General features: G+C 41.5%; 10 protein-coding genes. 2 read left to right on the top strand and 8 right to left on the bottom strand.

Features of this window, described 5'->3' with window-relative positions; all coding sequences use genetic code 11:
• Window positions 1-132: 132 nt before the first annotated feature.
• From odhB to GJU40_RS12460, 4 genes are all read right to left on the bottom strand, one after another.
• Complete coding sequence (gene odhB, locus GJU40_RS12475; protein WP_154308091.1) at window positions 133-1407, bottom strand: 2-oxoglutarate dehydrogenase complex dihydrolipoyllysine-residue succinyltransferase; 1275 nt, start codon at window positions 1405-1407, stop codon at window positions 133-135.
• A gap of 13 nt (window positions 1408-1420) precedes the next feature.
• A complete protein-coding gene (gene sucA, locus GJU40_RS12470) occupies window positions 1421-4258 on the bottom strand; it encodes a 2-oxoglutarate dehydrogenase E1 component (RefSeq protein WP_154308089.1) in 2838 nt (945 codons plus the stop codon).
• A gap of 301 nt (window positions 4259-4559) precedes the next feature.
• On the bottom strand, window positions 4560-6479 hold the full coding sequence (locus GJU40_RS12465) for a vWA domain-containing protein (RefSeq protein ID WP_154308087.1): 1920 nt from the start codon (window positions 6477-6479) through the stop codon (window positions 4560-4562).
• Between the two features lie 9 nt (window positions 6480-6488).
• Window positions 6489-7370, bottom strand: a complete 882-nt coding sequence (locus tag GJU40_RS12460; RefSeq protein WP_154308085.1) for an ATP-binding protein — start codon at window positions 7368-7370, stop codon at window positions 6489-6491.
• A 351-nt stretch (window positions 7371-7721) separates the two neighbouring features.
• On the opposite strand from GJU40_RS12460, the gene rodA reads away from it, so the two are divergent.
• Together rodA and ftsW are read left to right on the top strand one after the other, a co-directional pair.
• On the top strand, window positions 7722-8885 hold the full coding sequence (rodA, locus tag GJU40_RS12455) for a rod shape-determining protein RodA (protein WP_343031541.1): 1164 nt from the start codon (window positions 7722-7724) through the stop codon (window positions 8883-8885).
• The gene (gene ftsW / locus GJU40_RS12450) at window positions 8882-10027 is read left to right on the top strand and encodes a putative lipid II flippase FtsW (RefSeq protein ID WP_154308083.1); all 1146 of its coding nucleotides are present in this window, start codon (window positions 8882-8884) and stop codon (window positions 10025-10027) included. Before rodA ends, ftsW begins: the two co-directional genes overlap by 4 nt.
• A gap of 70 nt (window positions 10028-10097) precedes the next feature.
• Here ftsW and GJU40_RS12445 read toward each other — a convergent pair whose 3' ends face one another.
• From GJU40_RS12445 to GJU40_RS12430, 4 genes are all read right to left on the bottom strand, one after another.
• Window positions 10098-11186, bottom strand: coding sequence for a C40 family peptidase (locus GJU40_RS12445; RefSeq protein WP_154308081.1), 1089 nt, complete (start codon window positions 11184-11186; stop codon window positions 10098-10100).
• Window positions 11187-11383: 197 nt separating this feature from the next.
• The gene (locus tag GJU40_RS12440; protein WP_154308079.1) at window positions 11384-12586 is read right to left on the bottom strand and encodes an MFS transporter; all 1203 of its coding nucleotides are present in this window, start codon (window positions 12584-12586) and stop codon (window positions 11384-11386) included.
• Window positions 12587-12660: 74 nt separating this feature from the next.
• On the bottom strand, window positions 12661-14805 hold the full coding sequence (locus GJU40_RS12435) for a DNA topoisomerase III (RefSeq protein WP_154308078.1): 2145 nt from the start codon (window positions 14803-14805) through the stop codon (window positions 12661-12663).
• A 259-nt stretch (window positions 14806-15064) separates the two neighbouring features.
• Entirely contained in the window at window positions 15065-16402 is a 1338-nt protein-coding gene (locus tag GJU40_RS12430) for an NCS2 family permease (RefSeq protein WP_154308077.1), read from the bottom strand.
• Window positions 16403-16440 lie beyond the last annotated feature (38 nt).

Genomic DNA, 16440 nt, shown 5'->3' with positions numbered 1-16440 from the left:
GTTAAGCTAACCACTACTACCGCCTTCATGGCTCGGGACTTGCACCCTATAGACTGCACCCATGCCGGGCGCACATAAAAAAGAGGCAGGCAAACGCCTGCCTCTGCTGACGATAAAGGCTGATTCAGCTGTTTATCCTTCCAGCAATAATCGCTCAGGATCTTCCAACAGCTCTTTAACTGTAGCAAGAAAGCTTACAGCTTCTTTTCCATCAACAATTCTGTGGTCATAAGAAAGTGCGATATACATCATTGGCCTGTTTTCAGATCGTTCAGCATCAATTGCCACTGGTCGAAGCTGGATTTTATGCATTCCGAGAATACCAACTTGCGGCCCGTTCAGTATTGGAGTTGAAAGGAGAGAACCAAATACCCCTCCGTTTGTAATTGTAAAAGTTCCGCCCTGAAGCTCACCAATACTCAGCTTATTATCACGAGCTTTCTCTGCAAGGTTTGTAATTTCCCCTTCAATACCTGCGAAAGAAAGACGATCTGCATCACGTACGACCGGTACAACGAGCCCTTCAGGAGCTGACACAGCTATTCCAATATCATAGAATTTTTTAATGACAAGCTCATTGCCCTGTATTTCTGCATTAAGCAGCGGGTATTTCTTAAGAGCAGCTACGACAGCTTTTGTAAAGAAGGACATAAAGCCCAGCCGCACTTCATTTTGTTTAAAGAATGAGTCTTTTCTTCTCTTACGAACATCCATTACTGCAGTCATGTCAACCTCATTGAAGGTTGTCAGCATAGCTGCTGTTTGCTGTACTTCTACCAGCCTGTTAGCAATTGTCTGCCTGCGGCGGGACATTTTTACCCTTTCAACAGGTTTGGCAGGATCAGCCTGTGCAGGTGCTGCCTGCTGCTTTGGTTTTGCAGCTTGCTGCTGTGGTTCTGCAGGGCTTGAAGAAGCACCTGAAAAGTTTGCAACATCATGCTGGCGCAGTCTTCCAAGCGGATCAGCTGAAGGAACCTGGCTCAAATCAATTCCTTTTTCTCTTGCAAGTTTGCGCGCAGCCGGGGAAGCAATTGGACGTGAACCTTTTTCTGCTTTTTCTGCTTTTTCACTAACAAGCTCCTCTTGTTTTAAGGAAGGCTCGCCTGCAGTTTTTTCCGGAATCGCAGTTTCTTCCGTTTTTGTTTCGTTTGCAGCAGTGGCAGCAGTTTGTCCGCCTTCATCAATCGTTCCGATGACTTCTCCCACTTGAACGGTATCACCGCTGTCTTTCAGAACTTCTTTTAATACACCTGATTGCTCTGCAGTCAGTTCAACATTTACTTTATCCGTTTCAAGCTCAAGCAGATACTCTCCCTGTTCAACAAAATCACCGGGCTGTTTAAGCCACTGGGCTATTGTTCCTTCTGATATAGATTCTGCTAATTCTGGTACTTTAATTTCAGCCATGATTCTATCCCCCTTAGTTTTCCACGCTTAATGCTTCTGTAAGAATTCGGTCCTGTTCTTTTTTATGAACATTCGGATCTCCCTCAGCTGTACTGGATCTTCTATCTCTCCCAATATATGTCACTGCTGTTCCCTCTGATGCAAGGCCGCGCAGGTGAGGATCAACAAAAGTCCATGCCCCCATGTTTTGAGGCTCTTCCTGCACCCAGACAATCTCGGATAAATTCGGGAATCTGCTAATAATAGATGATATTTCTTTTTTAGGGAAAGGATATATCTCCTCAACCCGAATAATATGAAGATTTTCAAAATCGTCTTTCTGTCTTACTCTGTCCCCGAGATCAATGCCGATTTTACCGCTGCAAAGAACAAGTCTCTTCACTTTTTCAGGAGTTCCTCCAACACCATGCTGTTCAATCACAGGCTTAAAGGAGCCCTTGCTGAGTTCTTGTGCGTCCGATACAGTGTTAGGATTCCGGAGCAGACTCTTAGGCGTCATGATAATCAACGGTCTTACTTCTTCCATTTTTAAAATTTTGGCCTGTCTTCTTAAAATATGGAAATATTGTGAAGCGCTTGTTAAGTTTGCAACAGTCCAGTTGTTTTCAGCTGCAAGCTGAAGGTACCTCTCCATCCTGCCGCTTGAGTGTTCAGGTCCCTGCCCTTCATAACCGTGCGGAAGCAGGATAACCAGACCTGACTTTTGCCCCCATTTTGCACGTCCGGCAGATATAAACTGATCAAAGAAAACCTGTGCCACATTTGCAAAGTCGCCGTATTGTGCTTCCCAAAGAACCAGTGTTTCAGGAGCAAAAACGTTATAGCCGTATTCAAATCCGATAACTGATCCTTCTGAAAGCGGGCTGTTATGAACCGCAAAAGAAGCTTTTGCATCAGAGATCTGGTGAAGAGGCAGCAGGGAAACTCCGTTAGCGCTGTCATGCAGAACCAGATTTCTTTGTGCGAATGTTCCGCGCTCTGAGTCCTGTCCTGTCAGTCTGATAGGCGTGCCATCCTGAAGGATGGAGCCAAAAGCCAGCGCTTCAGCAAGTGCCCATTCAGCTTTCTGGTCTTCTTCAAAAACACCTGCTCTTTTTTCAAGAATCTTTTTAAGCTTGCCAAATACATTGTACCCTTGAGGCCAATCCACAAGCTGCCGGTTAATGGAACGCAGCCTGTCAATATCAACTGTTGTATCTATTTCCGGAAATCCCTTGCTGATTGTTTCCGGAAGGTGAATATCACTTGTAACGAAAGTCTTTTTATCAGGAACTTTCTTATAGGCAGTTTCGAACATCTCCAGTACTTCACTCTCAATATTGCTGGATTTTTCTTCTGACAGGGTGCCTTCATCCATTAATAATTTTGAATAAAGTGTTTTAACTGTATCGTGTTTTCTGACCTTTTCATATAGTTGAGGCTGTGTAGTGCTGGGTTCATCCATCTCATTATGGCCAAACCTTCTGTAGCCGATCAAATCTATTAAAAAGTCTCTTTTAAACTCTTTGCGGTACTCTACAGCCATATATACAGCAGCAAGACATGCCTCTGGATCATCCGCATTCACGTGGACAATCGGTATTTCATAGCCTTTAGCAAGATCACTTGAGTATCTTGTTGATCTGGAATCACGGCTCTCAGTAGTAAATCCGATCATGTTGTTCGCGATAATGTGCACTGTTCCGCCGGTTTGATAGCCTGTCAAGCCGCCCAGATTCAGCGTCTCTGCCACAATTCCTTCTCCAGGGAATGCCGCGTCGCCGTGAATAATTATTCCGAGAGATGCCAGTGCGTCCTGTTTAGGGAAGCCCTGAACAGTCCTGTCTTCCTGGGCTGCACGTGTATAGCCGACGACAATTGGATCGACGTATTCCAAATGGCTCGGATTGTTTGCAAGTGTCAGGCGAGCCCTTGTTGTGTTTGCGTCTGTAATCTGTCTGTCGGCACCGAGATGGTACTTTACGTCTCCGCTCCAGCCGTAGTTAATGCCCGTCGAGCCCTCTGAAGGCACCAAATCTTTGTTAGGGGCATGCTGAAACTCTGAAAAGATAATTTCATAGGGTTTGCCGAGTACATGTGCGAGCACATTTAAACGGCCGCGGTGTGCCATTCCAATATTGACGGTTTTTGTACCAGCTTCTACTGAGCCTGAAATCAGCTCATCAAGCATTGGTACAAGCATGTCCAATCCTTCAATTGAAAATCGTTTCTGCCCTACAAAGGTTTTATGTAAGTATTTTTCAAAGCCTTCTACTTCTGTTAGTCTCTTAAGAAGCCCCAATTTTTTCTCAGGTGTATGCGTTCTGAAAATTTCGCCTGACTCAACTATCTTCCTGAGCCAGTTTTTTTCTTTAAAGTTATGCACATGGTGAAACTCGAATGCGATAGATTTTTTATAAACCTCTTTTAAATAACGGATTGCTTCCATACCGTTTTTCACAGTTTCCGGCGCTTCCGGACACAGGACAGAGACAGGAATCTTTCTCAAGTCCCCTTCTTCCAGACCGTAGTCTTCCAGGCGGAGAAACTCTTTCTTCTCTTCATGATTATCAAGAGGATTTACAGATGAATTAAGATGGCCATATGTCCGGATATCGTCTGCCAATTTAACTGCAGAAGCAATTTTCCTGATTTGTTCATCCGTCGCATCAGCTCCGGAAGTTCCGGAAGCACTCTCCTGCTGGACAGCTTCTGTTGGAGGAGAATCCAGCTGGTCGAACATTTCTTTTAAGTCCTGGTCGATCAGTGATGGATCCTGCAGATATGCATCATAAAGTTCCAGCACATAACCAAGGTTAGGACCGTGAAAATCTTCCCAAGTAACCTTTTGTTTTACTATATTTTGAGACATGAACATTACCCCCACTATACGTGATCAACACCAGTTGTCTATACAGTATATTATTCCAAAATATTTTCCCTTGCATGTACAGCGTTTCATAAAGTTATAAAACGCTTCCAAAGACATTTTACCATTGTTTGTACTGTCTTTCCAATAAGTATTAATAGAAAAATACAAATAATATTGAAAAATAAAAAATTTACAGTTATTTTGAGGTAGTTTCTCTTTTCCTTTTAAAAAAAAGCTTACGTATCCATATTTACCATAGCATCCTTACGATTAGTAAATAAGAGGTCCCTCAAAGGACCTCTTACTCAATACTTTTTCGCAGTAATTTTTTCAGCAAAGGAAACAAGATGTCTGCAAGCCTGTCCACTTCGGGAACGAGAATGCTGTACTTTCCATAAATATTTTGAATTGTTTTCTGTTGTGACTCTTCTATTTCCCCATTCGACAAAAACACATTGATAACTTCTATTCCGTTTTTACGTGCTTCTACAACTGCTTCATGTGTATCTACGATTCCATTTTGTTCATAATTCATTGCAGCAGGTTCACCGTCTGAGAATACAAGCAGAAACTTTTGCTCCTCTGTTCTGGCTAACAGCTGTTTTGTCATATGCCTGATTGCATAGCCGTCTCTATTATCTTCCTGAGGTTGGAGCTGCAAGATTTCAGGTCCTGTCTTCATTTTAAGCGATGACTGAAAGTCTACTGCTGTATAAAAGTGATTCGGCTGATAATCAGGGGACGCTTCATTTGTGTCTTCCCAGAAACCGACAACTTGATGCGGAACTCTCACTGACTTTAATGCTTCATGAAAAAGGGTGATGCCAAGCTTAGTTTCGTCCATTTTATCGTACATAGAGGCAGAACAGTCTACGAGCAAAGTAAAGACTGCATCAATTTGGGAAGATGGCTGATTTTTTTTGTAAAACAATCTGGGATTTTCATCCGTAACAGCTTTCAACAGTTTTTTACCCAGCCTCCCGACATGAAGATCGCTTCTAGGCAGGATCTTTTTATGCTCCAGCATCCTTTGTATCATCTGTTTCAGTTTTTTCTGCAGTGGAGCTACTTCACTCTGATATTTTTTATATAAGGTGATTTCATCAGAATCAGGTGCCCTTGAGCCTGTGAAAACCGGTAGAGCATGTTTGTTTTCTTTTCCAAACAGATCATTGTTTCCGGGATTGCTTTGTTCCTGTTTTGCTTCCAGAGCCTCAAGGTTGGAGTAATCGTTTTTGGTGGTACTTCGAGAAGAGCCTTGAACCGTTCCAAGCGCCTGGTCATGGTCATCGCCTTCCCTGGCCCCGTCGCCAAGCATCTCAGTTTTTGAACCTTGCTCCAAATCGAACTGCAAAAAACTTTGGGTCGCTTTGCTGGTTTCACTGTGCCACGTCGGCAGTTTATCTTCATGCACATCATCATTTTCATCCTGCTGTTTATCAAGCTTATCGTCGTTGGACAGCTTTGACTTTCTTTTCAGATCATCAAAGGCCAGATGGCTTTCCATCTCTTCATATTGAAGATCCGGCATGTAAAAATACGTATTCAGCATATCTCTCTCCAAAAGCTCTTCCAAGACATCCATCATAACACCGCTAATCTTTGCAGTGTCTGCTGTATCAACAGCTTCAAACACTTTCAATAGCTCACTTGTCAGAAAGGGCATGGCGAGGTCAAATAGTGGATGAATTGGCGGAACATCATCCAAAGGTGTTTCCGCTGTTGCTTTTAAATAGAAGGAACACAGTAGAGCATCTGTAAAAATACCTCTTTCAACATTCAACTTCTGCTGTGTTTTAAAGTGGGTGCGCAGCATTGTCCTCCGCCTGCTGAATGCCTTTTTTGTTCCAGGCCGCTTCTCCTTGCATACATCTTCCAGCCGGAGATCTTCCAGCATGGCAAAAAGCTGCCTGCCAAAGGATGGAAAAGACAACCTGCTGGAAGTGTCCATGAATTTTTTTACTACAAGGTAATCAGTATGATAGAGATAACCCGCAGTTCTTATATAGGCATCGCTTTTCAAGCCTGCTACCATATCCTCGTATGGGCGGTGATTCCAAAAGTGGCTGAGATACACTTTATTCTCAAGCGGATTATAGTAAGAATGAACGCCATACTCAACTTGAGCTTCTTCATTTCTTGCAAGTGTTTTCGTTAAATCGGCAAGCTGCATAAAGAGGAAAGAATCGATCTGAGAATCGTTAAATTTAATATACTTCATAGAGTTTCCTCATTCAAAAAGGGTTTCAGCTATATTTCTAATAGCTGCTTTTTCCCTTTCATCTTCGAGTTTGTCCACGATTCCTCTCTCTATTGCCCTTAACGGAGGGAGATACTGCGAGAGATCACAAGTGTCCAGCAGCGCTCTGATAGATGCCGCCTCTTCAGAAATTTGCCCATTTTGCACTGCTGCAAGCAAATCTGCGGAAAAGGCTACAAATGAACTGACTGTTTTATCCTCAGAAAGACTTGATTGTGCAGTTAGTACACTTTTCAGCTGTTCACCTTGAATATAAGGAACATCAATGACCACAAACCTGTTCTTTAACGCTTCATTCAAAGGAACAGTCCCTACATAACCCTCATTTATTGCAGCAATCACACCAAATCCGTCAGCTGCTTTCACAACATCTCCTGTGAAAGGATTGGTAATGGTTTTACGATAATCCAAAACACCATTTAATACAGGAAGGGTTTCCGGTTTTGCCATATTGATTTCATCTATATAAAGCAAGTGCCCCTTCTGCATCGCCTTTACAACTGGCCCAGGAACAAAAGCAATAGCTGCTGCTCCGTTCTGATGCTCTAGTGTTTTGTAGCCAAGAAGAGCTTCAGCATCCAGGTCAACAGAGCAGTTGATACTGTGCATAGGCTGAGAGAACAAATTCGATAGAAGTTCAGCAAGCTTCGTTTTTCCTGATCCGGTCGGACCTTTTAATAATACGTTTTTACCAAGAGCAAGCGCCACAACTGCATCGAAAAGAATATGAGTGTCAGCCGGCGTGAAACCTTTCTCGCCGATTAGAGCCGCATCTTCGGGGCTGTATTGTTTTTTTCTCGCGTTTATTATATTTAATACTTCCTGAGGAAGCTGTAGTGATAGTTTATTCATTTTGTAATCCTCTCTATATGTGTCATCCATTTTAAATTATACTAGAAAAAAGGTTGCAGCCAAAATAAAAGGCTGTTTTGATATGTCATTACTTTTAGAAATACAGTCTTTCAGCAAATCACTTCAGTTATTCACTGTAAGACGCAAAAAACTGAAATATCCATGTCATCCTAAGTCAAAAAACATTAAATTGTTCGTATCTATATAGTTCAATGTGTTGTGAGAAGGCTCTAAGTTTATTAGTTGATATTTAAAGATCTTCGTGTGACAATATTGTGAACTCCATGTTGGGGCTTTTCTTTTTTTAGTATGATGAAGGTCTAGAGAACTCGAAATTTGGTGAGAAGGTTGATTGAGAGACAAGAACGTTTTGATTGGATAATGATGTTTTCCTTTATTTTGCTGGTAATTTTCAGCCTGGTTGCTGTGTATAGCGGCTCAGGCCAATATGAGTCAGGAGATCCGTACTATTATTTAAAAAGACAGCTGATCTGGTTTGCTATTGGGTCCCTTCTGATTGCAGCTATTATGTTTTTTGACTATGACATTCTGGAACATCTTGCATGGCCGATGTATATTGCCGGCCTGCTGTTAATAATTCTAGTCCATCTGTTTGGTGTAACCAGAAATGGTTCCCAAAGATGGCTGCAGTTTGGCAGCATACTGATTCAGCCCTCTGAATTTATGAAGATTTTCCTGCTTGTTTTGCTCGCAGTTTTGGTGTCAAAACATAGTTCAGGTGTGTTTAAAAGCTACAGCTTTCAGCAAAGTATTCCGGTAGTGTTAAAAGTTGGCATTGTATCATTGCTTCCTTTTATGTTCATTCTGCAGCAGCCTGATCTTGGGACTGCTTTGGTTGTTCTGGCAATTATGGCTACTATCATTGTGATTTCCGGTGTATCTTTTAAAATGATTGGTCTGCTTGCCATTCTCGGCAGTTTTCTTCTGGGGCTCTTAATCTTTCTGCATCAGTACTATTTTGATCTGTTCAGCAAAGTAATTAAACCGCATCAGCTGGAAAGAATTTATGGCTGGCTCAGTCCCCATGAATATGCATCCTCATATGGCTATCAGCTGACACAGGCGCTGAGCGGCATTGGATCAGGACAGCTGACAGGTGCAGGATTAAATCAGGGTATACAGACTCAAAGCGGAAGAATTCCTGAGGTACATACGGATTTTATCTTCTCTGTAATTGGAGAGGAATTCGGCTTTTTTGGTTCTGCATTACTGCTTAGTATCTACTTTATCCTGATTTACCGCATGGTGATTATCGCAATAGAATCTCATTCTTTATTCGGAACATATTTGGTTGGAGGTGTGATCGGCCTGCTGGCTTTCCAAATTTTCCAGAATGTAGGAATGACAATTGGATTAATGCCAATTACAGGTCTTGCCCTTCCTTTCATCAGTTACGGAGGAAGTGCACTTTTGACAAATATGATTGCGCTTGGTATCGTCATGAATGTTAAATTCAGAACTAGAAAATATATGTTTGAGGCTGATGAATCATGAATTCTGGATTGAAGAACAGATTAATACATTGGGTGAAATCAATAGATCTGATACTGTTGAGTTCCTTTGCGGGTCTTGCAATGCTTGGAATACTAATGGTTTACAGTTCCAGCACCTATATTTCTGTACAGTATTTTGATAATCCGCATCACTTTTTTCACAGGCAGCTCCTATGGCTTATCATTGGAATCGTCCCCTTTCTCTTTGGGCTGATTTTTCCTATTAAACTATTTAAAAGATTTGATAAAATTCTGGTGCTTGTGACCATTTTTCTTTTGCTCCTGGTATTGATTCCAGGACTGGGGGTGGAACGAAATTACTCAACAAGATGGATTGGCATTGGCCCGCTGCTATTTCAGCCTTCGGAAATTGCAAAAGTAACAATGATATTTTACTTTGCAAGTGTGTATGCAAAGAAACAGAAGTATATCGATCAGTTTTTAAAAGGAATTATGCCTCCGCTGGTACTGCTCTTTTTCGTTTTTTGCCTGATTTTGCTGCAGCCTGATCTTGGAACTGCCACAAGTATTTTGCTGGTATGTTCCCTGATGCTGTTTTGTTCAGGAGCGAAATTAAAGCATTTATTACTGTTGGGCAGTGCTGTTGGGGCGACAATTGTTCTATTTGCATTTTCTGAAGAGTACCGGATTCGCCGTGTCGTGTCGTTTTTGGATCCTTTTGATGATCCGCAAGGAAGCGGCTATCAGCTGATCAACTCGTATTTTGCAATCCATTCCGGGGGATTGACCGGAAAGGGGCTTGGAATGAGCTATCAAAAATACGGCTACCTGCCTGAAGCCCACACGGATTTTATTATGGCTGTTATAGCTGAAGAACTTGGAATGATTGGTATTTTGGCCGTCATCATTTTCTTCGCCTTGATACTATGGAGAGGAATGATCATCACACTTTCTCTTAAAGATCCTTTCCAAAAATTACTTACCATAGGTTTGACTTTTCAGCTGACCATTCAGGCGATAGTGAATTTGGGTGCTGTCAGCGGAATGCTACCTATAACGGGGATCACACTTCCATTCGTGAGTTATGGAGGCTCCTCCCTTCTCGTCTCCATGCTGATAGCAGGTCTGCTGCTCCAACTTGGAATAGCTTCGAAAAACAGCAGAAATAGAGCCATGGCATAAGCTGACACATCTCTTTAAGCATGAAGCTTACCAGTAAACAAAAAAAAGAGCCAACTGGCTCTTTTTTTTGTTAAAAATACCTTTTTGCACCAAGGTATCTTTGTTTCCAATAGGAGTTATTCAAACTAGAAATGGTAATACCGGCTGAGCCGCTGGCATGGATAAATTCTCCATTCCCTAAATAAAGACCCATATGTGACGGGCCTGCCTGATAAGTAGTAAAGAAGACAAAATCTCCCCTTGCTGGTTCTGAGACAGAACTCATTACGCTGTGATAGCCTGCTGCGCTTAGTCTTGATATAGAAGTAACTTTATTCATAATGTAATAAACAAAACCGCTGCAATCAAATCCTGCTGGTGTATTTCCCGCCCAGCGATAAGGAACGCCTATTAAAGAAGTGGCTTCCGCTACCATTATGTCCACTTTACTGCTTACAGCACTATTGACAGGTGGAGGTGAAGTAACCGGCGCTGTTGAAGGTGATGTTGATATGTTTTTCACAGTGCCTCCTGTAATTGTTAACACTTGCCCAGGATAAATGACATCACTTTTTAAGTTATTCACCAGTTTTAATTCTGATATAGTTATTCCATTACCGTTTGCGATGCTCCATAGTGAATCTCCAAGTTTTACTGTATATGTAGTTTGAGACTGGCCGGTATTTTGAACTGGCGCTGTATTTTGAAGAGGTTGCGGTACTGGCGCCTGTGGAGCATTGGAGCTTGCAGGCGGCTGCTGCACTGAACTTAATTTAAGTTTTTGGCCAATCAAAATCATATCGCCGGATAATTGGTTTAAACTCTTAATATCATTCACTGAGGTACCATTATTTCTTGCAATAAGCCAAAGTGAATCTCCTGCTTGTACAGTATATACCTTTTCAGCAGATGCGCCTGCTGATGATGCTGGCGATACAGTTGCCGGCTGAGCTGTTACCCTGGAACCGCCTGGAATCTGAAGAACCTGCCCGGCAAAAATTGTGTCACCCGATAAATGATTTACCTGTTTTATTGCTTGCACTGTTGTATTGTATTCCTGTGAGAGCTTCCACAATGAATCTCCCTTTTTTACTTCCACTTCATCTGCAAGAGCAGCTGTAGCAAAAAGAGCAGAACCTACAATAGCTGTAGCAGACAAGCCCATGATTTTTTTAGCCATTTCTTCCCTCCCTAATATAACCTTGTTTTTATTTTAATAGAATTACAGACAGCAGACTACCTATTTCTTTAAAAACTTACAAAATTTTTGCCCAACTCTTTCTTTTTGCCCTTCTTCACAGTTATTTCTGTTTCTTATAATAGGGATAAAACAAAAACACACCCGTGTTTCCCTGGGTGTGTTTAGCAAAAGATGCTTTATTTGCTCACAGCTTTGTTATAATCAATATCCGCCTTGTCCCCAAAATGTCTATAGCCATAAACAAGGACAAGGATCATCGATAAAGCTCCAAAGATCAGCACCATATGCTTCAAACCTATTGTATCAAGAAATAAACCGGTTCCTAATAAGACAATTTGGAAAAATATCCTATCGAACATGTTTCTGAAAGAGAAAAAGCGACCATGATACTCTTTAGCAATCTTGGTTTGGAAAATAGTAGAGGCAATAGGAAAGAAACAACCGACGCCCAGTCCGAACACCCCAAAGGAAATCAGTGATAGTGCCTGAATATCTGAGAAATACAGGGACAAATGAGCAAGTGATATCAAAAAGGTAAATATAAACATCAGTTTCACAGGCTGAAAAAGGTTAGTGATTTTTTTAACAAAAAATGCACCAATCATAAAGGATACTCCCTCAACAGTATAGAGAAGCCCCTTGATAGATGTGGAGTCCTGCAGTTCACTGATATTGATTACCATTAAATTGAAGCCACCGATAAACAATAGTGGAATAATTGATAGTACAAGAGCTGTTAGTGCAATTGGAGTTTCTTTAAGGACAGGCAGTACTTCTTTAAAACTGCCGCTTTTAGATCCCTTGCCTCCCTCGCGTTTCTCTTCCTTAAAATCCAGCAGAAAGGTGGTGTAAAGCAAAAGCAGGTACGCTAAAACAGATGCAGCATACAAGTATTGGATACTGACAACTACAAGCAACGCTCCGGCTAGGGCTGTCCCGATAATTCGAGAGAGAGTTGCAACATTCATGTGAATTCCATTCATCTGAATCAGCTCTTCATCCTTCACAATCAGCGGAATAACAGCTTGAAGTGCAGGAAAGTAAAACGCAGCTGCCACCTGAATTCCCACCATAAAAAGCACCATGTACAGGATTGATTCAAAATGAATGGCCATAAACATAAATCCGACAGCAAGCACTCTTCCAATTCCTGAATAGATAAGAATTTTCTTTTTAGAATGTGAATCTATTAATCTTCCTGCAAGCGGTCCCGCCATCACCCCGGCTAAAAGTCCAGCAAATAAAATCAGTGACTTAAAGAAATCGGAAGGGACATATTGCTGCATAAATTCCAAATTCCCGATGATCCCCATCCAGAGACCCAGCCCTGCAATTAACTCTCCAATCAAAATAATCCACACATTTTTATTTTTCCACATGTATTTTTTCTCCATTTCAAAGCTATTGCCTAAACTATAACACTATGAAGATTATTTCGCCACTCGAAATTATATTAAGAATTCGGAAAAATAAATTTCAGTTTTCCATCTTCCAGCTGAAGACGGGCGTCAAACGTTTTAGTATCTTTTTTAAAGCCTTTGATAAGGTTTGTCTGTTCTCCCTTCAACAATTTTCCGGCATTGGCAAGAGAGATTTTTTTTCCAAGAAGGAGCTTTGAAATCGTAAAGCTGCATTTGCTGCTTTTATAATTGCTGCAGCCATAAAAATCTCCCTTGTCCACCATGCTGCCTCCGCACTTCACACATGCTCCCGCTTTTTTTCCCATGCTGTACTTAGTTGTTGTCCTCTGTATGCCTTCCGTATCCATGCCTTTAAAATCCCAGCTTGATTGCAGGCTGAGTGCGTCTGAAACAATTTTTTCGGAAAGTTTTTTCGTTTGTTCCATAAAAGCAGCTGGTGATGCCTTTCCCTCCCCTATTTCTGCCAGTCTCTGCTCCCACTTTGCAGTCATCTCCGGCGAAGATAATATCTGACTGCCGATTGCTTTTATAAGCACCTTGCCTTTATCAGTAGGATAGACTGTATTTTTTACAACTTGAATATATTTGCGGTCCTTCAGCATAGTAATGATTCCTGCACGTGTTGCTTCCGTCCCAAGTCCCTCCGTTTTACTCAGCACTTTTTCCAGTTCTTCATTATCAAGATGTTTTCCGGCAGTTTTCATTAATGTAATCAGCTGGCCTTCTGTATAACGTTTAGGGGGCTGAGTTTTCCCTTCTTTAGTTTGCACGCCGCTGACATAGCCCTCATCTTTTTCAGCAACTGCAGGAAGCAGCACATCATCGTCTTCTTTATTTATGTAGATGACTTTCCGCCACCCTTCGCGTATTTGCTGCTTTCCTTTTGTGATAAACTCAGCCCTTTGTTCCACGATTGTTGTTAAAGTAGAGTAATCAAAGATAGCAGATTCATAATGGGCACTGATCAGCCTTCTAATAATCATGTCATAAATTTTATTCTCGTCACTATTCAGTTTCTCAGGATCTCTTACTTGTTCTGTTGGAATGATGGCATAGTGATCAGTAACTTTGCTTTCATTAACAAAACGCCTGTTATGTAAGATCGAATTAGGCGCGGGCAGCAAATCACTGTATGCATTAAAAGCAGACAATTTTTTTAAAATGGCCGGAAAAGCTTCTGCTTCTCCTTTGCCGACATAATTTGAATCAGATCGTGGGTAAGAGATGATACCCTTTTGATATAGTGATTGGGCAATATCCAGTGTCTTTTTTGGAGAATATTTAAATGCCTGGTTGGCAGCAGCCTGAAGTGAAGAAAGATTAAACAGCAGTGGCGGCTGATATTCTTTTCGTTCCTTTTCAATATGCTTTACCTGGGCATGTTTATTTCTGCAGAACGCAGCTATTTTTTCAGCCAGCTCAGCATCTTTAATTCGAGACTCACCGTTTTGAGACCATTTTCCGCTGTACACCTTTCCATCCATATCGAAATGGGCAAGAACTTCCCAAAAAGTTTCAGCTTTGAAGTTATCTATCTCATTTTCTCTGTTGACTATAAGGGCTAGAGTAGGAGTTTGCACACGTCCTGCAGAAAATACATCATTCATCCCCTGCTGCTTCAACAGGATGCTGTAGACACGGGAGGCGTTCATTCCAACAAGCCAGTCTGCGCAAGCACGTGAATACGCCTCATAATAAAGATGAAGTGTATCTTCATCCCTCTTCAGATTTTGAAATCCCTGTAGTATTGCTTTTGGCGTTAGAGAAGAAATCCACAGCCTTTTCATTGGCTTCCGAACACCTGAAAGCTGGATAATATTCCGGATAATTAATTCCCCTTCTCTTCCGGCATCGCCTGCATGAATAATCTGGGTAACCTCAGGTTTTTTTAACAATGTTTTGATCACTTGAAATTGCTTGTATTTTGACTTAGTCACTTCGTATTGAAATTTTTCTGGAAGTATCGGCAAACTGGCAAGAGTCCACTTTTTCCATTGAGGGTGATAGGCTTCTGGAGCAGACAGGGAAGTGAGATGTCCAATGGCCCAGGTACAATATGCTCCTTCTGGAAAAAGATGATTGGGCTCAATTTCTATATATCCGTCTTTTTTAGAATTTTTAAATGGTGAGCTAAGCGTTTTGCCTTGATCAGGCTTTTCCGCAATGATTAATATCATGTAACATCCCTCTATCTTATTGTTTGTTCCCAATATTTTAGTCATCAGCACGACATACTGCTAAAATGTGACTAAGAGCATGAGAAGTTTTGCAGCTGCATTCACTTCTCCGGATATAGTTTACACCAGCCTTAACAAAAGAGAAAGTTATCTACTGTATGAGAAATTCATTTTAGCTGCTCAATTTCATACTAGATTTGATTATTCCTCTCTTTTGACTGCTACAATAAGAAAAAAAGGACCATAAGATCCTTTTTTATTAATGGGCCATCATATAAAAATTCAAGATAAATGCACCTGCAATGATGTACATCAACCAATGCAGGTCTTTTGTCTGCCGTGTAAGCAGCTTCAGTATTGTATATGAAATAAATCCAAAAGCCACTCCTTCAGCAATACTGAAGGTTAGAGGCATCATAATGATGGTAAGAAACGCAGGAAGAAGCTCTGTTAAGTTACCAAAATTGATTTCCTTCAGTTCAGTCATCATAAATGCACCAATCAAAATTAGAACAGGAGCCGTGGCTGCATCAGGAATAAATTGAATAAACGGTGCAATAAACAATGTCAGCAAAAATAATAAAGCTGCGAAAATCGCCTTTAATCCTGTTCTCCCGCCTTCTGCAATTCCAGTTGCGTTTTCGATATACGTATTCATAGCTGTGCTTCCGAACAAGGCGCTGATCATCGTTCCTAAAGCCCCAGTCGTTAGAGCCCTTTTCATATGCGGAACTTTGCCGTCTTCCCCGGTAAGATTCGCCTTTTTTGTTAAACCAATTAAGGTTGCCAGAGTATCAAACAGCTCTACAATGGTGAACGAAAATATGACAGAAAAAATGCCATATGCAATGGCTGCTCTCAGATCCATCTCAGCAAAGGTAAGTTGAATTGTTGGTATGTTCAAACTGAATACCTGCTCAAAACCGGTCGGAAACGGAGAATATCCAATCAGCATGGAAATGCCCGTTACGGAGAGAATGCTGATGATCAGCGCTCCTCTAACATTCAATACTGTAAGGGCTGCTGCCACAATAAGCCCGCCTATAGCCAGGAGCGTCCCGGTGTCAGCGATATTCCCTAAAGTAACAAATGTAGAGGGATCTGAAACAATAATGCCTCCATTTCTCAATCCAACAAAAGCAATAAACAAACCGATGCCCGCAGTAATCGATGCTTTCAGTGTTTTAGGTATGGCATCAACAACCATTGAGCTTACTCCGGTTATTGAAAGAATGAAAAAAACAAATCCTGAAATAAATACTGCCCCTAGCGCTGTTTCCCAGCTAAGTCCCTGCCCAAGTACAACTGTATAGGTAAAGAAGGCATTCAATCCCATGCCTGGCCCAACCACAATCGGCAAATTAGCCCAAAGTCCCATTATTATGCTGCTGACTGCAATGGCAAGAATAGTAGCAGCAAGAGCAGCTTCTTTTGGAATGCCAGCCTCTGAAAGGATGATCGGGTTTACGAGGATAATATAACTGACGGTCAGAAAGGTTGTGATAGCAGCAAGAAACTCCGTTTTTATATTGGTTCCCCGCTCTTCAAGTTTAAAATAGCGATTTAGTACTGTTCTTGTATCTTTTTCTTTCACCATAAAGCCTCCACTTCAAAAAACAATACTAAGAATTATAA

It is taken from the genome of Metabacillus lacus (assembly GCF_009674805.1).
GTDB classification, from domain to species: domain Bacteria; phylum Bacillota; class Bacilli; order Bacillales; family Bacillaceae; genus Metabacillus_C; species Metabacillus_C lacus.
This window is presented reverse-complemented; position numbering and strand designations above follow the sequence as displayed.

What these genes read in the sequence shown, in the direction of transcription:
- GJU40_RS12435 (WP_154308078.1), bottom strand. Translation starts at nt 14,805, where the DNA reads ATGATATTAATCATTGCGGAAAAGCCTGATCAAGGCAAAACGCTTAGC.
- GJU40_RS12440 (WP_154308079.1), bottom strand. Translation starts at nt 12,586, where the DNA reads ATGTGGAAAAATAAAAATGTGTGGATTATTTTGATTGGAGAGTTAATT.
- GJU40_RS12465 (WP_154308087.1), bottom strand. Translation starts at nt 6,479, where the DNA reads ATGAAGTATATTAAATTTAACGATTCTCAGATCGATTCTTTCCTCTTT.
- GJU40_RS12460 (WP_154308085.1), bottom strand. Translation starts at nt 7,370, where the DNA reads ATGAATAAACTATCACTACAGCTTCCTCAGGAAGTATTAAATATAATA.
- GJU40_RS12430 (WP_154308077.1), bottom strand. Translation starts at nt 16,402, where the DNA reads ATGGTGAAAGAAAAAGATACAAGAACAGTACTAAATCGCTATTTTAAA.
- sucA (WP_154308089.1), bottom strand. Translation starts at nt 4,258, where the DNA reads ATGTCTCAAAATATAGTAAAACAAAAGGTTACTTGGGAAGATTTTCAC.
- ftsW (WP_154308083.1), top strand. Translation starts at nt 8,882, where the DNA reads ATGAATTCTGGATTGAAGAACAGATTAATACATTGGGTGAAATCAATA.
- odhB (WP_154308091.1), bottom strand. Translation starts at nt 1,407, where the DNA reads ATGGCTGAAATTAAAGTACCAGAATTAGCAGAATCTATATCAGAAGGA.
- GJU40_RS12445 (WP_154308081.1), bottom strand. Translation starts at nt 11,186, where the DNA reads ATGGCTAAAAAAATCATGGGCTTGTCTGCTACAGCTATTGTAGGTTCT.